This window comes from Noviherbaspirillum sp. L7-7A (assembly GCF_019052805.1).
Lineage (GTDB): Bacteria > Pseudomonadota > Gammaproteobacteria > Burkholderiales > Burkholderiaceae_D > Noviherbaspirillum_A.
Map to the genome: position 1 here is coordinate 119,538 of NZ_JAHQRJ010000003.1, position 22,382 is coordinate 141,919.

Sequence of the window (22,382 nt, forward strand, 5' to 3'; positions counted from 1 at the left end):
TTCAGTTCCCGGTCAGTTCATGGGGAAAGTAGCGGACCACGCAGTCCACCGGATTCGGCGCGGCCTGGCCCAGGCCGCAGATCGAGGCGTCGCGCATGACCTGCGACAGCTCCGCCAGCAAGGGCACGTCCCATACCGGCTTCTCGATCAGGGTCAGCGCCTTGGCCGTGCCCACCCGGCACGGCGTGCACTGCCCGCACGACTCGTCCTTGAAGAAGCGCATCAGGTTGCGCGCCGCGCCCTTGGCGCTGTCGGCATCCGACAGCACCACCACCGCCGCCGAGCCGATGAAGCAGCCATGCGGCTGCAGCGTGTCGAAGTCCAGCGGGATGTCGTTCATCGTCGCCGGCAATATCCCGCCCGACGCGCCGCCCGGCAGGTAGGCATAGAAGGCATGGCCCTGCTGCATGCCGCCGCAGTATTCGTCGATCAGCTCCTGGATCGTGATGCCCGCCGGCGCCAGCTTCACGCCCGGGTTCTTCACCCGGCCCGACACCGAGTACGAGCGCAGCCCCTTCCTGCCATGCCGGCCATGCGAGGCAAACCAGTCCGCGCCCTTCTCCAGGATGTCGCGCACCCAGTACAGCGTCTCGAAGTTGTGCTCCAGCGTGGGCCGGCCGAACAGGCCGACCTGGGCCACATACGGCGGGCGCAGCCGCGGCATGCCGCGCTTGCCTTCGATGGACTCGATCATGGCCGACTCCTCGCCGCAGATATAGGCGCCGGCGCCGCGCCGCAGCACAATGCGCGGCATGCCGGGCATCGGCGCCTGGGCCTGCAGGGCCGCCAGCTCGCGCTGCAGCAGCGCGCGGCAGCCGTGGTACTCGTCGCGCAGGTAGATGTAGATGTCCTCGATGCCCACCGCCCAGGCGGCAATGAGCATGCCTTCGAGGAAGCGGTGCGGATCGGTTTCGAGGTAGACCCGGTCCTTGAAGGTGCCGGGCTCGCCCTCGTCGATGTTGACCGCCATCAGGCGCGGGCCGGCCTCGGCGCGCACGATGCGCCATTTGCGCCCGGCCGGAAAGCCGGCGCCGCCCAGGCCGCGCAGGCCGGACGATTCCATCGTGGCCAGCACGCTGTCGACATCGATCTCGCCCGAGATGCACTTTTGCAGCAGCTGGTAGCCGCCCTGCCCGACATAGCCGGCATGGTCGAGATAGCCGGGCGCGGGCACATCGGTGACCTCGCCTGCCTGGACGGCGGCCTGCACGGTCTCGCACTGCGCCTGGGCGATGGGCTTCTGGCCGACCACGGCCACCGGCGCCTGTTCGCAGCGGCCCACGCAGGGCGCGGCCAGCACGCGCACGTCGGCGCCGAGGATGGCGGGCAGGCGCTCGATCAGTTCAGCGGCGCCGGCCAGTTCGCAGGCGATGCCGTCGCAGACGCGCACGGTGAGCGCGGCCGGCGCATCCTCGCCTTCGCGCACGATATCGAAATGGTGATAGAAGCTGGCGACCTCGTAGACCTCGGTCTGGGCCATGCGCAGTTCCTGGGCCAGGGCGGCCAGATGCGGTGTCGACAGGCAGCGGTAGCGGTCCTGGATCAGGTGCAGGCACTCGATCAGCAGGTCGCGCCGGCGCGGCATGTCGCCCAAGAGCGCCTGCACTTCGGACAGGGCCTGCGGATCGACCCGCCGGCCCTTGGGTGCCTGGCGCTTGCGCTGTTTGCTTGCGCCTTGCACCGCGATCGGAATGATTATCTTGTTCATCGTTTTCCAGCCAGCTCAGGGTTTAATGAATTAAAGCCTTCTTCCATGCATTCAAAGGGCTGCAACGGGGGCACCCGCGGCATCAGGCGCAACAGGCATGCATTCAACGTTTGATCGATGAGGTGGTGGCGTCGAACCGGCCGGGAAGGGCCGACCGGCACCCGGTCCCTGCCCTACCCTATGCGCCTTCCGGTTCAGATCACGCGTTCTTCACGCAGGGCTGCGATCTGCTGTTCCGAATAACCCAGCTGCGTCAGCACTTCCTCGGTATGTTCCCCCAGCAGCGGCGAACGCGTCACTTCGGTTAGGCTGTCCGACAGCTTGATCGGATTGCCCACGGTCAGGTACTTGCCGCGCTTCGGGTGGTCCACCTCGACCACGGTGCCGGTCTTGCGCAGCGACGGCTCCTCGGCGATTTCCTTCATCGACAGGATGGGGCCGCAGGGAATGTCGTACTTGTTGAGTATGTCCATGGCCTCGAACTTGGTCATGGTCTTGGTCCACTCCTCGACCGTGGCGAAGATCGTCATCAGGCGCGGCAGGCGCGCGCGTGGCGTCGCATAGTCAGGGTCGGTAATCCATTCCTCGCGTCCGATGACCTGGCAAATCGATTTCCATACCGGCGCCTGAGCGATGAAATAGATATAGGCATTCGGATCGGTCTCCCAGCCCTTGCACTTCAGGATCCAGCCCGGCTGTCCGCCACCGGAAGCATTGCCGGCGCGGGGCACTGCGTCGCCGAATTTCCGACCGTCGGAGAACTGCGGATATTCCTCCATCACGCCGGCATGCTCAAGCCGCTGCTGGTCGCGCAGCTTGACGCGGCACAGGTTCAGCACCGCATCCTGCATGGCGGTCAGCACCTTTTGGCCACGTCCGGTGCTATTGCGCTGGTACAGCGCGGTGACGATGCCCAGCGCCAGGTGCAGGCCAGTGCCGCTGTCGCCGATCTGCGCGCCGGTGACCAGCGGCGGGCCGTCGTCGAAGCCGGTGGTGGACGCCGAGCCGCCCGCGCATTGCGCAACGTTCTCGTACACCTTGCAGTCTTCATACGGTCCTGGGCCAAAGCCCTTCACCGAGGCCACCACCATGCGGGGGTTGAGTTCCTGGATCCGTTCCCAAGTAAAGCCCATGCGGTCCAGCGCGCCAGGCGCGAAGTTTTCCACCAGCACGTCGCATTGCTTGATCAGGGTTTCCAGCACTTCCTTGCCGGCCTGCTTCTTGGTGTCCAGCGTGATCGAGCGCTTGTTATGGTTCAGCATCGTGAAGTAGAGGCTGTCGGCATCGGGTACGTCGCGCAACTGTCCACGGGTCGCGTCACCTTCACCGGCACGCTCGACCTTGATCACGTCTGCTCCGAACCATGCCAGCAACTGCGTACAGGTGGGCCCGGACTGGACATGAGTGAAGTCGAGAATGCGGACGCCGTCGAGGGCTTTACTCATTGAAGTCTCCTGATGATGTGTATATACCTGTCAGCATCGGCCGCCTCTGCGGGCTGGCTCGAAAGAATCTACTTGCTGCATCATGTTCCAGCCGGGCGGCATGTCGATGCCGCTTGCCTTGCTGGCTTACCGTCATTGAAGCACCCATGATGCTATTGCTTATTGACGGTATTTAATGCACTGCTACAGTAAATTCCACTGCTTAATCCTAATAAACTTTTCCGTTTAATGCGCTTGTAAAGTGATTTCATTTATCACATCATGCATGATAGCTTGCATGCGACTGGGCCCAAACACTGCGCGTCACGTTGAAGCCATCATAGCCAGCAGGCCTGCTTTTCCTCATTGACCGGGGTCAATTTTCGCCGCATAGTGCCCTACCGACCTGATAACGAAACAAGACATGTCATCTGTTGCAAGCCATCCAGAAAAAAACATTATTCGCGTCCAGCTCAAACAGAATAAAGTCCTGAAAAGCCTCAGGGAAAGCGAAATGGCTGCGCTTGAGCCCTACCTCACCGTGGTGGATTGCCAGAAGGGCGATGTGCTGCTGCATCAAGGCATCTACGAGATGGAGCAATATTTCATACTCGATGGCATTCTCAAACGGGCAGTGACCAACCAGAACGCCAAGGAAATGATCCTGCGCTTTGCTGCAGAGCGCGATATCGAAACAAGCTATGCCGCATGGCGGCTCAAGACGCCAACACCGTACAGTATCGTATCAGTGACCAAGGCGCGGGTTGCTAAGCTCTCTTTGCCGCAATGGGTGATGTTCATCGAAAGCCATTCGGAAGTGAAACAAACCTTCGAGTTCGAGGTGATGCAGCTGATGAGCGAAATCATGGCTCATACCATCACACTGCATCTGCTGAACGCGCCTGGACGAGTACACCGGTTCGTGCGCAAGCATGCCGACCTGTTTGAGCGCCTTCCGAAGAAGGAATTGGCTTCCTATCTGAATTTGTCACCGGAAACATTGAGCCGTCTGAAGAATCAGGGAAAGATTTAAGCCGCTTGATAGGCAACAGGAGATGGCGGGAGAACGCGCCAAACAAAATGCCGGCTCTGGAAGCCGGCATTTTGTTTTACAAACGCGTAGAACGTGTCAGGCGTCAGATACTGTTCGCCATCGCCCGCACTTTCGCCAGTTGACGTGGGCTGATGCGGCCGTTATCCGGAATGGCTTGCATCATGTTCATGCTTTGCTGCAGGAGACCAAGCAGGCGGCTGAATGGAAGCATCGGAGGGCGGCGGGTCGTCTTCACTGCTCTGGTAGCACGGGGCAGTGTTTCAGTGAAGTTCAGGGCGGAGGTAGTCATGAAAATTCCTTGAATTCAAAATTGCAAGATGGGTTTTCAAGAAATGTATTCTCTGGTGGAATCAATTTCCAATTTCGACTGGTGTTATCTGATATATGAAATTTGAATGAATGCCGTACGTGCTCTAGTGCTGGGTTGCGCCGGTCTATCCTTGCTTTTCAGTTCGATTGAAGCGGATGCGAACGAATGTGCTAAAACCCTCCCAGACAATGCAGTCGGCAGCCAAATAGTCAGGGCTGCAATAAAGGAATATGCAAGTTTCAACGGACATCGGATTGATACTGCTGGGCGTCTATGGAAATTTGGCTCGACTGAAACGGAGAATGAGTCATTGCTCAATGCCGTGACCGGCGAGCCCGACTCAAGCGATGCTCGCCATCTTGCATGGCGGCGGGTGTGGGAATACTGGCTTGTACTAGATCGGCATGTTCCCAGTGTTGCTCTGTCACGCAAGGTGATCGCACACCCGGGTGCGCTTGATGGCGATGCTGAGGACAGAACTGCAACTGAAAAGACGCTGCGTGAGCTTTTTGCGAGATTGGCCCTCGAGCCATCCGACGTGAATGAAAGCCTGCGCCAGGCTGCCCTACGCGCCGCGCTCAGCGATTCGCCGTGGTCGGCGGCATTTATCTCTTATGTGATGCATGAGGCAGGGCTTTCTGATGAACAGTTCCGGTACGCGGCCGCACACTGGCAATATGTGAAACAGGCGTTTGGTACTGACTCCCGCCGGATATATCGCGCTTGCGACCCTCGACATACTCCGCCGCGCGAAGGTGATTTACTTTGCTATTCGCGCGGGTCACGGGCGCCTGAAAACTTTGAGGAGTGGCTAATTGCGGTAACTCGCCCAGGGTTCACGGCAGCATCTCATTGCGAGATCGTGGTGCTCGTCGACCGGACGGCCAGCAAGATGGAGACCGTAGGCGGGAATGTCTTGCAGTCCATTGCGATGCGCCGATTGAAGTTGAACGGGAATGGCCTTCTTTCCGCGAGCCATTATACTGGAAACACGATCAGGCGTATGCCATCGGCTTGTGCTAAAGACAAAAGTTGCCGTGAGTGGGACTCCAACACGCAGCGATGGAGTGTCTTGCTAAAGCTGCGTTGAAGATTAAGCACCGTGATGTGCAGTGTTTGAGAGAAAAAGTGCATTATCAATATAGCGATTTAAGGACCGTTTGAGGCGGGAACAATCTCCACTTTCGTTCAATTTCCAATAAATTCTATTAAATTTCAATGACTTGGGATTGTTAACCGCTTGGGCAGTGGCAAGAGTTCTGTTTAGGTTGAAATTTTCACCGTGAAAAAATAGCCAAATTTTCACGGTGAAAATTTGGCCATGTACCGCACAGATTGTGCGCCACTATTTAGTCAGCTAGTTCCAAAAGTCGCGACAAAATTTCTTCCGGCGCATAACCATTTTTGCAGTTAATGATTAGCCGGCTTCCATCCACTACAACATCACCAAAATGTTGTCCTTTAATTTTCAAAGCGACAGCAGCTTGGGTGGTTTTGGATAAACGATTGACTTCACCCGTGGCCCAATTCACAGCACCTTGCTCAGATGCGCCATCGTGGCTTATCCGCCGGAGTGCCTGGATCACAATACGGCTGTGCCCCTTTTTCGCCAAAGTCACAAGACTTGCCGCATTTTTCGCGCCAATCAAATTCGGCTTTTCGTCAAGCATGGCGATCGCTTCCTGCGGCAAATCAAAGAACGCGAGACAGCGGCTAATAGTTGCGTCCGAAACGCCGATACGCCTAGCCAGTGTTCCCTGCGTCAATGGCTTTCCGGCTTCCGTCGACATTGTGAGGGTCCGTCTGTACGCCTTGCCGCGCTCATAGTCACATAAGGACCGCTTGGCTTCATTATCGGCAAGCGCACCTATTGCCGCATCTGTTACGGAAATGTTTTCCAGTACGAATGCCGGAATTTGTTGCTTGCCCAGAATCTGATGGGCACGCAAACGGCGTTCGCCGCCGATCAATTCGTAACGGCCATTCTCTTTGGTCTTGACGGTTATAGGCGACATCAAGCCAGATTCGCTGATCGAAGCGGCCAGTGCATCGATTGCTTCGGGATCGAAGATCAGTCGTGGTTGATGCGGACTTTTATCTATCAATGCGATAGGAATCTCTGCCGCTGACGCATGGCTATGGCCGGATAAAGAAGCTGGGTCAGGCATCGGTCGAGGTTCAGTTACAGCTTGCTCGTCCTGAAAAGACTTTGACACGGCTTCTGTCTGATCAAACGTTTTCAATGACGCCAAGGGCATCCGTGGTGCAAGTCGTTGCTTCATTATGCAGCCTCCATGTTCGTGCCTGCTGCCTGCTTCTTGGCCAGCTTCCCTGTTACCGACAGAACAAATTCTGTAAATAGACGATACTCCCCAACAGGTGCAGCCGTTGGTTGCTGCAGTGTGAGCGGCAGGTAGTTTTCTTGTGTTTTAGGGAAGAGTTCACTGGAAGAAATCACTGTCGGAGACAAATTGGTTTTATAAGCCTGGAGTTGCTGCTGCATCCGAGATACCCTAGTGATGTTAGTTGAGTAATGCGTCGGCAATATCATTAGTTGAGGACGCACTTCCGGCGAACGCTCGGCAAGCCCATTGATTTCCGAGACGAGTCTGGATAGGCCTTTTACTGCAAAGGAGTCCATGCGGATGGGCGCGATGACTAAGTCCGCAGCGGCTATTGCATTTGTGGAAGAGAAGGAAATCGACGGAGGACAATCGAATATGACGAAGTCAAATTCGGAAACATTAAGGCCCGGCACTTGTCCGGCAGCTGAGTCCTTGAAAAGATTGCGAAACACCAGCTCCCGATTACCTTTAGCGTAGGTAAAGGCCTGTTCAAGGTCCCCAAGGAAGGTATCCGATGCGACCAATGCAGGGCCATGTATTCCAAAGGGGCGCTTGATCAGACCGGCAACGTTCTCCATTCGTGTGCCACGACCGCTTTTGCTCTCCATATACTGAGTGCAGACAGTCGCAAATGTCCCAGTGACAATCCCATCTTCATTCAGGTCATGCTGTGCTGCCTCGTCCACTGTCAGGTCGCTTTCGTAACCCATCAGTTGCGTCAGGTTGGACTGGACATCGAGATCGATCATGAGGACCCGATACCCTAGTAAGGAGAGCTGGACGCCCAGCTCACCTGCTGTGGTTGACTTGCCAACCCCACCTTTAATGAGATCGACCGCAATCACAATAGGCGCGGAGGAAAGACGTTTTACCAGCTCCTGCTCCCGTCGCCACTGGGCCAGACGGAATATATCGGCAATGCTGAACAATCTGACTGCTGGCGATGCAGGATTTTTCTTGTTTGCCCTTTGTATTTCCAGACCGCTATCGCGCAAATGATTGCGTAGCGTGTTCTCCGAAATATTGAGCAATGCCGCCGCTGCTTTAAGTCGATAAACAACGTCATCCTGTAAGGCAAATGTCGATCTCATCCTTTCCCTCCCCTAGTTAACTACTAAAGCACGCATTGTCTGCACCACCTATGCGTGTGTCAACTCATTTGGTAGGTTTAACCTCGATTTGAGGAAAATAACCTACCAAAAGCACCAAAGCTTTTTTATGCAGGCAACATCAGAAAGCGGTGAGGAAACCGCAGAGCGCCGCAGCATTCTCAGACGTCCATACAAAGTCTAATAAGCCGCTAAAGGTGAGATCCAACGGGGACCTGTGTAGGTAGTCGGTCCTATAAGAGCCTCCCTGGTCGCCTTGGCGGGCTTCGGGCTACAAAACCCTTCAGGCTGTACAAACAAGATCAAACTCGCGCCTTTTTGGCCATATGGAACGGCTAGCTCGAGCCAATGGTGAGCTTCTACAGGTAAAGGCGGTTTGTCGCAGCTTCCTTTAATGAGTTATGGTGAGCTTTTGCAGGGATTGCTCCGTCCCAGTCGGATCACAGGGCTGGTTGACACGCGCTGGAGCGAATGCGAAAACTGGTAGTAGGAAACGCGAGGCAGGGAGGTTTGTAGAAATCCTGCTGGCCCACCACATGGTGCCGGTTGTTGCCTGCCGGCTTGGGCATAACGAACAGCGCCGCTCACTGAGCGATTGCAGTTTGACTTGCTTGAGCAAGACCGACGGGAACAATCCGGAATAAGACGCGGCGATGAGTTCTGGAGGGGATCGGGCGATTAGTCTTAACACGGTCGACGGGTCCACTGGGTGTTAACGACGGGGTGGGCATGCTGAAGCCGCTCTAAAGGTGAGACTCAGCAGGGATAACATTCGTGTCCAAAGGCAGTATGGTGAGGCTTTACAGGGACATGCCGCTTTGAATACCCGTAAAGCCTCACCATAAAGGTTGAAACAGGCTTTTTTGACGTCATGTTGAAGCAAGTTTTGCAAGCATTTTTTTATGGTGAGCCTTTACAGGGATCTCGGCTTAAGATCAGTCCCTGTTTATTATCACCATTGCGGCAGTTCAATCGTAGTTTGAGTAATAAGGTGAGTCTTTACAGGTAGCAGCCATGTCGAAATTATTTCAACAGCGCATCGCAAGCTGATCTTCCCAGTGAATGCGTGAAAAAGTCGGCGTTACAAAGGATATCCGCGAACTCATCCGTCGATTGGTAGCTTTTATGCCCGTCTATGGTGAGCTTTTACAGGCACCGGACCTTTCCTGCTGGGCGGTTTTGCGCGTATCAAACGTTTCGCGAGGAGCGAACGATCGTTGTTTTGTGGTTTGCGTGTTTGTGTATGAGTACGCCAGCCCGATGCCCTTGAGAGTTTGAATAAGTAAACACCTTAAAGCTTTGTAAACCTTAAAACCCGGGAAGGGCAATACCAGTAAGGCCAAGCGCGAATTGAGGTGAGGTTTTACAGGGATCTTGGTGAGGTCGGGCAGGGACCAAGGTGAGACTGCACAGGGTTTGAGCGGGATTTCGGTGAGCCACCACAGGGACCTCGGTGAGTGGAAACAGGGAAAGAATCCCTTAAAGGTGAGAGCCTACGGGGACCGTGATATCTAACTCCATCCTGGAGGGTGGAAATCATGCAACGACGGTGATTGCGTTCTTCTCACTTTTCGGGCACCATCCTCGCGGTGAGCCTGCCTGGTAGGCCGCTTCTCACCATATGACGCTATGACAGCAAAAAAGAAAGCAGGTAAAACCAGCAGCGGCGGAAGTACCGAGCTCAAGGAATTCCGCAAGACAAACGAGGCAATCGGCTTGCGGGTGTCGGAGGGAAGGTTGTCGTTGTTGTCGCGCAAAATATTCAATGTCATGGTGTACCACGCGCAGCGCATCCGCCACAAGGGCGAGAACGCGCCGATCGATACCGAGGCCGCCAAGAATTATTACTGGATTCCCCTGGCCGAACTCGCACGCGACGCCGCCTACGACAGTCGCGACACCGAGTTGTTTAAGGAACAGGTGCAGGAACTGCAGAACATCCGGATCTTTTCCGAGGACGCAATCCAGTGGACCAGCGAGCGCCTGGTGTCGTCGGTGAAGCTGGTCAATCCGCGCGGGCTGAAGAAGCAGGGCGGCATGCTCTGGTTTGGCTTTGCCTTTCCACCTGAGGTGGAGAGCATGGTGATGGCGCCGGGATCCTATACCAAGCTGTCGGTGTATTACCAGGCCCTGCTGCGCTCAGGCGCCAGCCTGGCGTTGTATGAAATCTGTAGGCGCTATGCCACCAATCCTTCCAAGCTCACCAATCGGGCCGAATGGTCATGGTGGTATGGCGCGCTCACGGGCAATCCGGTCAGCGACGCGATTCCGGAGTACAAGTACTTCAAGCGCGACGTGCTGAAATACGCCATTAGCGAAATCAACATGGTCACCGACATCAATGTCGAGCTCATCGAGCATAAGCAGGGCCGCAAGATCGTCAGCCTGCAGTTCAAGGTGGAGCCTGCCCAGCAGGAAGCGCTGGCCCTGTCGGCGCCGCCCATCATCGATGGCGACCTGGTGCAGCGCATGATGGCCCTGGGCCTGTCGCAGGAGGACGCCTGCAATACCCTGGCGACCACCGAAGACGGCAAGCTGCGCGCGACGCTGGAGCTTACCGAGAGCCGTGTCAGCAATCCCCGCGCCGGTGCAATCGGGTCGCCGGCAGGCTACTTCAAGCAGGCCTTGCGGGATGGTTATGCGTCGAATGTGGATATCGCGAGAAAGAATATCCAGAAGATGGAAAAGCCGCCCAGTGTGGAGGCGTCGATCAATGCGATCCGCGAGCGTTTTCTTGCCGACCGGGCCAGGGATGCGCTGGGCATGTACAACGAATTGCCTGCCAGCGATCAGAGCGACTGGCTGTTCCGTTTCAAGGAGAGTGCGGCCGCCAAGGGCTTGAACCTGTCGCGCGGCTTGTCCACGGCAAGCGCGCGCTCCGCATTCAGCATGTGGTTTGCCGAGACGCAGTGGGCCGAACCGACCGACACCGACCTTCTGGCCTTTGCCGCTGTCAGCAGCATGCAGAAGGGCTAAGCCGATAGCAGGGCGTTTTGCCAGCCGACAGAGGCTGGCAAAACGCCACCATCAGAAGTACTTTTTGACCACTTCCGCAAATGCTTCCTCGACCGGCTTGCCTTTCTTGAGCAACTGGTCGATCTCGCCGGAATATTCTGCGATGCGCGCCGGCAGCGTCGCCCGGTTGGTCTTGAAATAAGCATAGCGGGCGGCTGCAACCTGCTCGTCCAGTCGCGCGGCGGCCGTCTTGGTCGGACCGCTGGCGCTTTTCACGGCGCGGCCTGTGCGGCTGCCACCGCGGGCGCTGCCACCGTAACCTGATAGCGCCTTGTTGAGCTGCTCGGCATTCATCACCGGCGTTGCATTGGCGCCAGCGAACAGTTCCTCCTGACCCTGCAGCAGGTGGTGCTGACGGTCGAAGGCAATCGCCTTGCCCATGTCGTTAATGACCTGATAGCTGGGCTCGATGCCGCCGCTGGTCAGTGAAAATTGTACCCGGTCGCCATAGGCGGCCATTTTTTCAAGTACGCCCTTGGCGTAGTCGGCTGGCAGGGTGGCAATGTCGCCATTCCAGCGCTTGGTTCTGGTTGCACTCAATGTTCAGGTTCTCCGAGGGAATTAGCAGCAGGCTTAAAGGCTGGCATGATGCCAGCCGCCCGCCGTCGATCAATTTATGACACGGTCTTTGTCGCTTCGTTCTGATGCCGCTTCAAACCATTGAAGCAAGAAGGATTGCCGGCACACAGTTACGAGACTTGGCCAGGCTGCCTGCTTGTCGCATCAGAGATCCGGGCCACCGGCCCGGTATGGCAGATGGGATTGCCTTCATGGCAACCGTGTCAGGACGGTATTGTACCGCGTGACCCGGTCCGCCCCGAAAACAGCACCGGCATCCGATCAGGACGCCTGCAGCTTTCCAGTCTGCACCGCGTCCAGCACTGCCTGCAGCTGGGGGTTCAGTTCCACCGCATGCCGCGCACGCGTCAGGGCGACGTAGAGCAGGTTGACTTCCTGCTCGAACGCATGCGCATCCATTGCACCCCGATTGGGCTGGCCTTTCTTGTCGACCAGATCATGGAAGTCGTCGTCAAGCAGCACCTGGTCGAATTCTAGGCCCTTGGAGCGGTGCGCCGTCATCAGCAGCAGGCTGGCCTCGCCTGGCTGCGCGCAGGCGCTGGCGCTGACCTGGTCGATCAGGCGGGGCAGGGCGGCGCCGTACTCCTTGACCACGGAAACAACCGACAGGATGTCCTTGTCCGCGGTCTCGCGCCCATACAGGGCGAGTGCATCGAAATCCACGAAGGCACGGTAGAAACCGTCCTTGACGAGATCCGCGCGTCCGCTCCAGAGATGGTGCACATCGGTCAGCTTGCCCAGCAGGTAGTTTTGTACGCCACCGATGAAATGGATGCGGCTGCGGTCGATGGCCTGCACCGCCCGCGAGAACACCGAGGCATTGGTGCGGCAGATAATTGCATGGGGACGGGTGCGGTCGATACGGAAGGGCGATGCAGCCATTACGCCTCTGCCCTTGATCGACTGGCGTTCTCCCTTCAGCGCGTGCAGCAGCAGGCTTGCGACCCTAGCCACAGGCTCGCCGAAGCGCATCGAATGGGTCAGGTAATGCGCCTCGCCTTCGGGCAACCTGTCCATCGCATTGATGCTGCCCCGGAATCCGTAAATGGATTGATGGCGGTCGCCCACCAGCACTTTAGCGCAGCGCTGCGAAAAAACGATATCGGCGGTCACGGGATTGGTGTCCTGCGCTTCATCCAGCAGGACGATGTCATGCCGTCGCGTCAGCACCGGGCGCGACAGCTGGTAAAGCTTCAGATAACCGTCATGCGGCAGCGGGACGGCCTTGTCGGCATCCGTCATGTCGTTCCACAGCCGCCGGGCCGCCGCGGCAAACTGCTGGCGGTCCGACATGGCCAGCTCGAACGGCACATGCTCGATGCCGATTGCCACGTCGGCCGACACCATGAAGCTCTCCACGGTGCGCACCAGCAGATCGGCCATCGCGGCGGTGACGCCTTGGTAGAGCTGCATGATGTCGTTGGGACGCAGCGGCAACAGCTTGTGTCGGTAGCGGTGGCCCAGCGCTGTGTAGGCCAGCGAATGGATGGTGCGGCAGGTGGCGTTGGGCGGGAAGCTGAGCGCGGCTTCACTCGCGGTAGCCTTGTTGAATGCCAGATAAAGGATGCGCTGATCCGGGCGCGCCCGTGCGTATTCGCGCAGCGTGGTGGTCTTGCCGGTACCGGCATAGGCATTGACCACCAGGTTGGCGGCAGTGCTTTGCACCACCGCCGCCTGCTCTCCGGTCAGAACGATGTGATTCACGCTGCTTTGTACCTTCTCCTTTCTGCGTACCCTGCCGGCCTCAGGCGGTCAAGAAATCGAGCAGGGTCATGGCAACGACCTTGGTGGCGGCGCGCAAGTCTTCCAGCACCAGATGCTCATCGGCCTGCTTGGCGTTGGATTCGAGCACCGTACGCGGACCGGCGCCGTACAGCACGGCCGGTATGCCGTGCTCGCTGTAGAGCCGGGCATCCGTATAGAGTTGCGACCCGAGCACGGTGATCTCCTCGCCAAGCACTGCGCGCGCATTTCGGCGCAGGCTGCCGACCAGCTTTTCCTGGCCGGGCAAGGGTCGCAGCGCATGGGCCAGCAGCAGTCGCCGGATCTCGACCCGGATGCCCGGCACGCCCTGCACCGCTTCCTCGATCAGCCGTCGTACGCCGGCCTCGACCTGCGCCGGGTCTTCTTCGGGAATCATGCGCCGGTCCATCTTCAGAACCACCTTGCCGGGCACGACATTGGTATTGGTGCCGCCATCGATACGGCCGACAATCAGGGTAGGATGGCTGATGCCGGCAATCGCGGAACGGATGGACTTCAGCCGCGGCACTTCCGCATAGATCGCGTTCAGGACTTGGGTGGCGGCCTGCAATGCGTCATGCCCCGTTTCCGGAATCGAGCCATGGGTGGCCTTGCCATGCACCGTCACTTCGAACTGCAGGCAGGCATTGTGCGCATTGACCACGTTATAGCTGAACCCGGCGCCGATCAGGTAGTCGGGCCGGGTGAGGCCCTGCGCGAGCAGCCAGCCCGGGCCCAGATTGCCGCCGAACTCCTCGTCGTAGGTGAAATGCAGTTCCAGCGCGCCGCGCAGCGGCAGACCCAGCGCTTCGATCGCGCGCGCGGCAAAGAGGTAGGTCGCGAAATCGGACTTCGACACCGCAGTGGCGCGGCCAAACATCCGCCCGTCTTCGATTACGGCTCCATAGGGCGGCCTGGTCCAGCCTTCGCCCGGGGGCACCACGTCGCCATGCGCATTGAGCGCCAGCGTCGGTCCGCCGTCGGCATAGCGGCGGCGCACGATCAGGTTGGTGATGCTGGCCATGCCGTAATCATGCACCGCCTGCTGCGGCACCGGGTGCTGCTCGACCTGCCAGCCGAGCTGCCTGATCATGGCGGCCACCGCTTCGGCATGGGGCGCGTTGTTGCCGGGCGGGGTGTCGGTGGGAATGCGCACGATGTCAGCCAGAAAGCCGACTTCCTCATCGAAATGCGCATCGATCCAGGAAGCCAGTCTTGCATGGGGTGAGGATGAAGTCATGGGTCTTTCAGACATGCGATGGGCGGCAGTGCATGCCGGGAGTGAATGAAGGAGGGGCAAAGGCAACGGCCATTATATAAACTTTGCCGCGTACGGGTTGTGCAGAAGCGCTGGTGCGCTTTGTTAACGCAATGCAGTGCCTGGCGCTGGCCGGCGTTCGGAGCCTATCCTGTAAATACGCGGCTGCGAGGCAGTGCTTTGCCGGCAAGCATTGCTCGCCTTGCCGTGAAGACGCCTGCATTGTCATGCAGCCCGCCAGGGGCTACAGAAGCGGCCGCGCCGTGCGTGTGCGCGCATGTCCGAAGATTTCCTCGAAACGGTTGGCGGCGAGCTGGAACTGCCTGAGTGTCCCTTCGTAATCGGCATTGGCCACGCCATCCTGCCAGCGGGTATGGTCCCAGCAATGAATGCACGTCTCGGACCCTGCCGCTTCGGTCATGCGCATGGTGTCAGCAAGTGAGCGGCCGATATCCGGCCCCGGCAGCAGGGTGCCATACAGCAGCGTCTTCAGGCAATAGTGTTCCAGTACCGATGTGCGGGAAACCTTCTTCATGAAACCGGGGCGGAACACGCGCTTGAGCGCCCGGCCGGTATGGTCCGGGCCGAGGCTTAACAGGAAAGTCGCATTGACACCACGTGACTGAAAAAGCCGCAACAGTCGCGGGACGCCTTCCCTGGCGCCGCGGTAGGCAGCGACATCGACCTTCAAAACGATTGTTTTCATGTTGGATCAGGGAGTGGGAGCAGGGGACACAAGCCACTCCAGGCGGCCGGGTTTTGGCTACCTCATGCATAAGCACATCGAAGACGGAGCCGCGCATTCTAAAGCCGCCTGTGCATTTTTGTCATTTCCGTTGCGCAACCAGGAATTACCTGCACAGCGGGCTTCTGCCTTGCAGCTTGAGTATTTCTCCAGTGAGTATGCACAAGGAGTTAACATTCCTAAAAGAATTGTTAAAATTATATGACATTCGCGTCGGGATTTATTACACAATTCCTGATGGATACCGTTTCACACAGGATATAGCTTTTAAAAACAGTCACTTATAATCGTTGGCATGCTTCGTGCGATTGTCGGTCACATACAAGGGAGATTGTCATCAGAGGGGCTGCAGAACCCACTCGCTGACCCGTTATCTTATGAGGCTATTCATGACCAAACTGACTTTTCGCATGACGCGCACATTGGCTGCAATCGGGCTGGCAGTAGCCGCCTCGTCCAGCCATGCGCTTATCCTGGCAGGTCCAGGTGATTTTCAGGGCACTGGATTGGGAGCAGTCAACACCGTTCTTACCTTGACCAGCCCGGCCAATACCACAAGCGAGACCGGTAGCGTAACCTGGACCGGCACCACCGCTACGACCAGCGGTAATGCCCTTACTGGCGCATCGCAGTCGAATACGCCTACCCTGGGCAGCCTAGGTGTAACCAGCCCATCGTCGCTACGCATCGTGCTCAATGCAGCCGAGCCGGCCAATGCCACTTCCCTCACGGTAAGCAGTCTTGCGCTGAACATCTTCAGCCCGACCGGTACCAACGTGTTCACTTCTGACCCGTTCGCTGCGCGCACCCTGAATGCAGCCGACTTGGGCATCGGCAGTGCCGGCTTTGTATTTCAGTTGAGCGCTGCGGAAATCGCCCGTGCAAACGGCGCCTTCAGTGCGAACAACCGTATCGGCCTGTCCGCAACCATCAACGACGCGACCGGCGGACCGGAGACTTTCTTCGCGGTTAACTTCGCGGGCGCTGGCGGAGGCGGCACCGGAACCGGCGGTGGCGGCGGCAACGCCGTTCCGGAGCCGAGCACCGTGGCGATCTTTGGCCTCGGCCTGGCTGCGCTGGGCTTCATGCGGCGTCGTAACAAGGCTTAAGCTTAAGCCTGACAGCGCCTGACGGCGCTGGCTTTTCCTACCCGGACAGGGCTGGCGATTCAACGCCAGCCCTGTTTTTTTATCGCGTGCGCTTTTTCCGCTGCAGGAAAGCGCTGCGTAGGCATGACGCGCCGGGCGCGGATGGGCGCAAGCCGTTATGCTTGCGGTTTGGCGCGATCCGCGCCGCAACGCAGGCAATGCAAGGGAGGTGCCATGTCCTGGCTGCTGCAGATGATCGAGCAGTACGGTATCGTCGCTGTATTCGCCAATGTGCTGGTGGAACAGGCTGGCGCGCCGATACCGGCTTATCCGACGCTGGTGCTGACCGGCGCGCTTGCGGCTGACGGCAGATATGCTACGTCCACGCTGCTGCTGGTGGCAGTACTGGCTGCGCTGATTGCCGACACCGGCTGGTATCTCGCCGGCCGCCGTTATGGCCGCGGCATCTTGGCCCTGCTGTGCCGGCTTTCCCTGTCCGCCGATTCCTGCGTGCGCCAGACCGAAGGCGCATTCGTGCGCTGGGGCGCAGCCTCATTGATGGTTGCCAAATTCATTCCCGGCTTTGCATCGCTGGCCAGTGCGCTGGCTGGTGCTACCGGCACCGGCACGCTGGCTTTCCTGCTGTTCGACGCGATCGGCGCCACGATATGGGCTGGCTCGGCGCTTTACCTCGGCACGCTGTTCAGCTCGACCGTGGATGACCTGTTGCGGGTGCTGGAGCAACTCGGTCGTGGCGGCTTGGTGCTGCTGGCGCTGGGGCTGGCGGTGTTCGTTGCCGGCAAGTGGTGGCAGCGCTATCGCTTCATGCGCTCGCTGCGCATGGCAAGAATCTCTGTCGATGAGTTGTACGCGATGCTGCAGCAGGGCGAAAAGCCGCTGGTGGTGGACGTGCGCGCGCCCCAGTCGCAAGTGGAGGGACGCATTCCCGGCGCCATCACCGTCGGGCCCGACTTCAGCGAGTTCGTCGCGGGTGATATTCCGCTTGCTGACGAAGTCATCGTCTACTGCGCCTGTCCCAATGAGGCATCGGCGGCGCTGGTGGCCAGGGAGTTGCTCAAGCGCGGCTATACCCGAGTGCGTCCACTACAGGGCGGTATCGATGCCTGGCGGGAAGCGGGCTATGCCACTGATGGCACGCATTGATGGCATACAGGGAAAATTATTGTCCGTCGTCAAGTGCCTTGTCGACATTTTTTACAGGGCGCTCCGGCAACAGAATCTTTACGTAGGGTTTTGGGCGAGAAAGCGGTTGACGAAATCCAGCGCTGAAATCACGCCCAGCAGATCATGCTGGCGCATCACCACCACATGGTGTGCCTGCCGCTCCAGCATTTGTCGCGCCACTTCGGTGGCTGGCGTATCGGCATCGACCACGAGCGGCTTGTAGGCGCAGACCTGCCAGGCGTTCGGTATCCTGGCGCACCGCTTCCAGATGCAGGATGTCGGCCGCGCGCAGGACGCTCAGCGCCGTGCCGCCGGCTTTTCCGTCACCGGCATGAAGGACAGCCTGTGCTGATGCATCGTGGCAGCCACCGCGGCGACGGTCTGGTCGCCCTGCGCCGTGATCACCGGCGTGGTCATCAGGTCAGCGGCGTGAAGATTCATGGTGTTTCTCCTTGTGCATGCGAGCCCCGGTGGTCGCGGCTGGATGCCCAGCTGTTGCGCCACCTCCAGCAGTGTCCTGATCGTGGGGATCACCGAGTCCGGGTTCAGGCTGATGGAATCTTTGCCTTGCTTCACCAGAAAGGCTGACAGTATAGGATAGTCCGAAGGCGCCTGGCCGCAGATGCCGACATGGCGGCCGCAGCGCTTCTCGCCTTCAATGGCCAGCAGCAGCATTTCCAGCACGCCGGGATCGCGTTCGTCGAAGTCAAAGGAAACGATCTCCGAGTCGCGGTCCACGCCCAGTACCAGCTGGGTCAGGTCATTGGAGCCAATCGAAAAGCCGACGAACAGCGCGGCAAAGGCATCGATCTGGAGGACGTTGTTCGGTATCTCGCACATCGCATAGACTTCCAGCGCGTCCACGCCACGCGCCAGTCCCAGGCCCGCCATCGCGTCCAGCACCCGGCGCGCTTCGTTCACCCGTCGGCAGAACGCGATCATCAGCCGGACATTGTCCAGCCCCACGTCGGACCGTACCTTTTTCATTGCCCGGCATTCCAGCGCGAAACTATACGCATAGGCCGGGTGGATAGAACGCCCTGCGGCGCAAAAGCCTATTATCGGATTTGCTTCGACCGGCTCAAACCAGCGGCCGCCCGGCAGGCTGGCATATTCATTGGTCTTGAAGTCGAACATGCGCACAATCACTGCCTTGGGATCGAAAGCTGCGGCAATGGTACCCACGCCTTCCGACAGCCGGGTGACGAAATAGTCGGCCGGGCTGGGATAGGCGCTGGCCAGCCCGAGGATGCGCTTGCGTTCGGCCGGGTCGTCGACGCGCTCCGGATGCGCCAGCGCCATCGGATGCGCCCGGATATGCTCGGCGACGATGAATTCCACGCGCGCTAGGCCAACGCCGTCATTGGGCAAAAAGCTCAGCTGGAAGGCAAGGTCGGGATTGTCGACGTTGATCATCAGCCGCGTGCCGGGCATGGGCAGGTCGGAGAGGCCGGTGCTGGTCTTAAGGAAGGCAAGCGTGCCGCCTTCGGCGCAGAACACTGTGACTTCGTCGCCGCTGCGTATCTTCCCGGTGGCATCATCGCAGCCCAGTACGGCCGGAATGCCGAGTTCACGCGCGACGATGGCGGCATGGCAGGTGCGCCCGCCGTGATTGGTTAACACGGCCGCCGCTTGCTTCATCACGGTGCCCCAGTCGGGCATGGTGGTAGAGGGCACCAGTATCCCGCCGCGCTGGAAGCGGCCGAGTTCGGACATATCGGCAACCACATTGGCCCGACCGGACACGATGCCGTCGCCCACCGCGGCCGCTGGCGATGGCAGTGCCTCGTGCGGGCCAGCGGTGAATCAGGCAAGGGCCTGAACCCCGGCCGTGCCGGGCCCTTGTGCCGGGCCTTTATTGCGTTAGCGCCTTGACCATGCGGTACATGAACTCGCGGCCGTCGTACAGACGCGGTATCGCGACCCGCTCGTCCAGCCCGTGAGCGCGAGCATCGCTGGGCTCGCTGAAGATGCCGGAGACGCCGTACATTGGGATGTTGGCGTTGCGCATGAAGCGGCTGTCGGTGGCGCCGGTGCTCATTGCCGGTATCACCGGCACGCCGGGCCACATCTGCTCGGTCAGCTTCTCGATCACGCCGGTGATGTCAGGGCGCAGGGGTGATGCTGGGCTGCGCAGCGGCGGGTTGCTGGCGACCATGGTCAGGCGCTCGCCGCCCAGCACTTTCTTCAGGGTGGCATCCACCTCGGCCGGATCGTCATGCGGCAGGATGCGGCAGTTGACGACCGCCTTGGCCGATTGCGGCAATGCATTCTCGGCATGGCCGGCATTGACCTGGGTCACCACGCAGGTGGTGCGCAGCAACGCGTTGTACAGCGGCGTGGCGGACAGGCGGTCGATGGCGGCATCGCTGCCCTTGCCGGAGGCTACCTCGCGCATGTCGTCGGCGCGCTGGCCGGTCTCGAACTGCGCGCTGCGCTCGAAGTAGGTGCGGGTCACTTCCGACAGCTTGGCCGGGAAGCGGTAGGCGCCAAGCCGGTTCAGCGCGGCGCTCAGCTCGTACATCGGATTGGTGGCAGTGGGCAGCGAGCTGTGGCCGCCGACATCCCTGACCTCGATCTTGTAGGTGGTGTACATCTTCTCGGCCACCTGCACCCGGTGCAGGATGGGCTTGCCCTGGTTGAGCTGGCCGCCGCCGCCTTCATTGATGCCGAACTCCGCATGGATCGCGGAACGCTGGTTGTTGACCAGCCAGAAAGCGCCGTTGCTGGGCACATCGCCCAGTTCCTCGTCGGCCGTCAGCGCCAGAATGATGTCGCGTTCCGGCGTGAAGTTCTCGCGCTTCAACTGGGACAGGATGGAGACGAAGGAGGCCGCCATAGCCTTGTCGTCGGACGAGCCGCGGGCGGTGAAGTAGCCGTCGTCTTCCTTGAGCTTGAACGGGTCGGTCTTCCAATCCTCGCGCTTGGCCTCCACGACGTCGATATGGGCCAGCAACAGCACCGGCTTCTTGCTGCCGTTGCCGCGGTAGCGCACCACCAGATTGCCCTTGCGCGGGTACGGCTCGAACAGCTGGATATCTTCCGCCTTGAAGCCTGCCGCCAGCAGGTGCTTCTGCATGGCCTTTGCCGCTTCGGTATTGTCGCCAGTGGAGTTCGTGGTGTTAATCTCGACCAATTCCTTGTAGATGTCATGGAAACGCTGCTGTTCCGCGGTGAGGGGCGTGCCGTCGGGCAGGTTCTGGGCGCCGGCCCAGGCGCTGCCGGCCAGGGTGGCGGCAATGGCGGCGTTCATGATGGCTTTCTTCATTGATTCTTGTCTCCGTGCTGGATGGCTGATTACTGACAGGTATTGTCAGGGCGCGATATGCGCTTCGCGCCATACCTTAGCGGAAAGGCCAGTGCCGCGTCCAGAGCACGGACAAGAATGCATCAGGCGGCACGGCTCACATGGCCTGGCTTATCGCTGCATGACGCCCTTAGCGTTATCGGCAGGCGTGAGAGGCGTTTTGCCTGGCATGCCGCAGCGCTGTTTGTGTACCATAAAGCACCCATAACAACAGAGGAGACACCATGCGACGCAAGATGCTTGCGGCAATGATCGCGCTCGGCTTCGCGGCCGGCACACAGGCGCAGTCCCGGCCGGCTGACGCGATTTCCAACGACGTCGTCAGGATCGGCCTGCTGCTCGACATGAGCAGCCTCTATGCCGACATCACCGGCACCGGCAGCGTGGCCGCCGCGCAGATGGCGATCGAGGACTTTGGCGGCAAGGTGCTCGGCAAGCCGGTCGAGCTGGTCCATGCGGACCATCAGAACAAGGCCGACATCGCGGCTTCCAAGGCGCGCGAATGGTATGACCGCGACAAGGTCGATGCGATCCTGGATGTGGCCGCCTCTGGCCCGGCGCTGGCGGTGGTGCCGATCGCCAGGGAAAAGAACCGGATCGCCGTCTTCAGCGGCCCCGGCTCGGCGCGACTGACCAATGATGCCTGCACCGCCGTCACGGTCCACTATGCCTACGATACCTATGCGCTGGCCAATGCCACCGCGCGCGCCGTGGTCAAGAATGGTGGCGACACCTGGTTCTTCCTGACAGCCGACTATACCTTCGGCACCACGCTGGAAAAGGATGCCAGCGACGTGATCCGCGCCAATGGCGCCAGGGTGCTGGGCTCGGTGCGGCATCCGCTGAACGCGTCGGACTTTTCTTCCTTCCTGGTGCAGGCGCAGGGCTCGGGCGCGAAGGTGATCGGCCTGGCCAATGCGGGCGGCGACACTATCAGCGCAATCAAGGCGGCGCGGGAATTCGGACTCACCACCTCGGGCAAGCAGAGCCTGGCCGGCCTGCTGGTCTATATCAATGACGTGCATACGCTGGGCCTGGAAGCGGCGCAGGGCATGCTGCTGACGACCGGCTTCTACTGGGACCATGACGACGAGAGCCGCAAGTGGTCACGGCGCTTCTTCGAGAAGACGAAGAAGATGCCGAACATGAGCCAGGCGGGCCTCTATTCCTCTGTGATCCAATACCTGAAGGCGGTGAAGGCGGCCGGCACCGACGAGACCGGCGCGGTGATGCAGAAGATGCGGGAGATGCCGGTCAATGACATGTTCGCGAAGAATGGTCGCATTCGCGAGGATGGCCGCATGGTGCATGACATGTACCTGTACCAGGTCAAGAAACCGTCCGAGTCGAAGGCGCCCTGGGATTACTACAAGCTGGTGGCAACCATACCGGGAGAGCAGGCGTTTCAACCGCTGAGCGCGTCCGCCTGTCCGCTGGTGAAGAAGTAGCTGGCTAATACATCGGGGCGCTGCCTGCCGTTTCGATGCACCTGCTCGCTGGCGCCCATCAGGA

General features: G+C 59.5%; 18 protein-coding genes and 1 pseudogene. 7 read left to right on the forward strand and 12 right to left on the reverse strand.

The window, feature by feature from the left end; all coding sequences use genetic code 11:
* Position 1: 1 nt before the first annotated feature.
* Together KTQ42_RS22090 and frc are read right to left on the reverse strand one after the other, a co-directional pair.
* Positions 2–1,708 (reverse strand): NAD(P)H-dependent oxidoreductase subunit E, encoded by a 1,707-nt coding sequence (locus tag KTQ42_RS22090; protein ID WP_217347776.1) that lies wholly within the window; start codon positions 1,706–1,708, stop codon positions 2–4.
* Positions 1,709–1,902: 194 nt separating this feature from the next.
* Entirely contained in the window at positions 1,903–3,153 is a 1,251-nt protein-coding gene (frc, locus tag KTQ42_RS22095; protein WP_217347777.1) for a formyl-CoA transferase, read from the reverse strand.
* Positions 3,154–3,556: 403 nt separating this feature from the next.
* Between frc and KTQ42_RS22100 the strand changes: the two genes are divergently transcribed.
* On the forward strand, positions 3,557–4,165 hold the full coding sequence (locus tag KTQ42_RS22100) for a Crp/Fnr family transcriptional regulator (protein WP_217347778.1): 609 nt from the start codon (positions 3,557–3,559) through the stop codon (positions 4,163–4,165).
* A gap of 103 nt (positions 4,166–4,268) precedes the next feature.
* On the opposite strand, the gene KTQ42_RS22105 is transcribed toward KTQ42_RS22100, so the two are convergent.
* On the reverse strand, positions 4,269–4,475 hold the full coding sequence (locus KTQ42_RS22105; protein ID WP_217347779.1) for a hypothetical protein: 207 nt from the start codon (positions 4,473–4,475) through the stop codon (positions 4,269–4,271).
* A 106-nt stretch (positions 4,476–4,581) separates the two neighbouring features.
* Here KTQ42_RS22105 and KTQ42_RS22110 point away from each other — a divergent pair, with 106 nt between their 5' ends.
* Positions 4,582–5,586 (forward strand): DUF2272 domain-containing protein, encoded by a 1,005-nt coding sequence (locus KTQ42_RS22110; protein ID WP_217347780.1) that lies wholly within the window; start codon positions 4,582–4,584, stop codon positions 5,584–5,586.
* A 259-nt stretch (positions 5,587–5,845) separates the two neighbouring features.
* Here the strand turns inward: KTQ42_RS22110 and KTQ42_RS22115 are convergent, their stop codons facing one another.
* On the reverse strand, positions 5,846–6,778 hold the full coding sequence (locus tag KTQ42_RS22115) for a ParB/RepB/Spo0J family partition protein (protein WP_217347781.1): 933 nt from the start codon (positions 6,776–6,778) through the stop codon (positions 5,846–5,848).
* A complete protein-coding gene (locus tag KTQ42_RS22120; RefSeq protein WP_217347782.1) occupies positions 6,778–7,932 on the reverse strand; it encodes a ParA family protein in 1,155 nt (384 codons plus the stop codon). The genes KTQ42_RS22115 and KTQ42_RS22120 overlap by 1 nt, the downstream gene beginning before the upstream one ends.
* 1,647 nt (positions 7,933–9,579) lie before the next feature.
* On the opposite strand from KTQ42_RS22120, the gene KTQ42_RS22125 reads away from it, so the two are divergent.
* Positions 9,580–10,926, forward strand: a complete 1,347-nt coding sequence (locus KTQ42_RS22125) for a replication initiation protein (RefSeq protein ID WP_217347783.1) — start codon at positions 9,580–9,582, stop codon at positions 10,924–10,926.
* Positions 10,927–10,977: 51 nt separating this feature from the next.
* On the opposite strand, the gene KTQ42_RS22130 is transcribed toward KTQ42_RS22125, so the two are convergent.
* The 4 genes and pseudogenes from KTQ42_RS22130 to KTQ42_RS22145 all read right to left on the reverse strand — a co-directional run.
* Positions 10,978–11,505, reverse strand: coding sequence for a hypothetical protein (locus tag KTQ42_RS22130; RefSeq protein WP_217347784.1), 528 nt, complete (start codon positions 11,503–11,505; stop codon positions 10,978–10,980).
* A 300-nt stretch (positions 11,506–11,805) separates the two neighbouring features.
* Positions 11,806–13,248: a UvrD-helicase domain-containing protein gene (locus KTQ42_RS22135; RefSeq protein ID WP_217347785.1), complete on the reverse strand. Its 1,443-nt coding sequence runs from the start codon at positions 13,246–13,248 to the stop codon at positions 11,806–11,808.
* A gap of 40 nt (positions 13,249–13,288) precedes the next feature.
* A complete protein-coding gene (locus KTQ42_RS22140; protein ID WP_217347786.1) occupies positions 13,289–14,527 on the reverse strand; it encodes an ArgE/DapE family deacylase in 1,239 nt (412 codons plus the stop codon).
* A 298-nt stretch (positions 14,528–14,825) separates the two neighbouring features.
* A pseudogene (locus tag KTQ42_RS22145) lies at positions 14,826–15,251 on the reverse strand (hypothetical protein); the annotation flags it as partial.
* Between the two features lie 64 nt (positions 15,252–15,315).
* On the opposite strand from KTQ42_RS22145, the gene KTQ42_RS22150 reads away from it, so the two are divergent.
* The 3 genes from KTQ42_RS22150 to KTQ42_RS22160 all read left to right on the forward strand — a co-directional run bounded on the left by KTQ42_RS22150 (position 15,316) and on the right by KTQ42_RS22160 (position 17,542).
* A complete protein-coding gene (locus tag KTQ42_RS22150; RefSeq protein ID WP_217347788.1) occupies positions 15,316–15,495 on the forward strand; it encodes a hypothetical protein in 180 nt (59 codons plus the stop codon).
* Positions 15,496–15,679: 184 nt separating this feature from the next.
* Positions 15,680–16,399: a PEP-CTERM sorting domain-containing protein gene (locus KTQ42_RS22155; RefSeq protein WP_217347789.1), complete on the forward strand. Its 720-nt coding sequence runs from the start codon at positions 15,680–15,682 to the stop codon at positions 16,397–16,399.
* A 213-nt stretch (positions 16,400–16,612) separates the two neighbouring features.
* Positions 16,613–17,542, forward strand: coding sequence for a DedA family protein/thiosulfate sulfurtransferase GlpE (locus KTQ42_RS22160; RefSeq protein WP_217347790.1), 930 nt, complete (start codon positions 16,613–16,615; stop codon positions 17,540–17,542).
* Between the two features lie 78 nt (positions 17,543–17,620).
* On the opposite strand, the gene KTQ42_RS22165 is transcribed toward KTQ42_RS22160, so the two are convergent.
* The 3 genes from KTQ42_RS22165 to KTQ42_RS22175 all read right to left on the reverse strand — a co-directional run bounded on the left by KTQ42_RS22165 (position 17,621) and on the right by KTQ42_RS22175 (position 20,831).
* The gene (locus KTQ42_RS22165; protein WP_217347791.1) at positions 17,621–17,773 is read right to left on the reverse strand and encodes a CBS domain-containing protein; all 153 of its coding nucleotides are present in this window, start codon (positions 17,771–17,773) and stop codon (positions 17,621–17,623) included.
* Positions 17,774–17,860: 87 nt separating this feature from the next.
* Positions 17,861–19,309 (reverse strand): putative PEP-binding protein, encoded by a 1,449-nt coding sequence (locus KTQ42_RS22170; protein WP_349292184.1) that lies wholly within the window; start codon positions 19,307–19,309, stop codon positions 17,861–17,863.
* A 109-nt stretch (positions 19,310–19,418) separates the two neighbouring features.
* A complete protein-coding gene (locus KTQ42_RS22175) occupies positions 19,419–20,831 on the reverse strand; it encodes a M20/M25/M40 family metallo-hydrolase (RefSeq protein ID WP_217347792.1) in 1,413 nt (470 codons plus the stop codon).
* Positions 20,832–21,118: 287 nt separating this feature from the next.
* Here KTQ42_RS22175 and KTQ42_RS22180 point away from each other — a divergent pair, with 287 nt between their 5' ends.
* Positions 21,119–22,318 carry an ABC transporter substrate-binding protein gene (locus tag KTQ42_RS22180; protein WP_249223085.1) on the forward strand — a complete coding sequence of 400 codons (1,200 nt, stop codon included), beginning with the start codon at positions 21,119–21,121 and terminating at the stop codon, positions 22,316–22,318.
* Positions 22,319–22,382 lie beyond the last annotated feature (64 nt).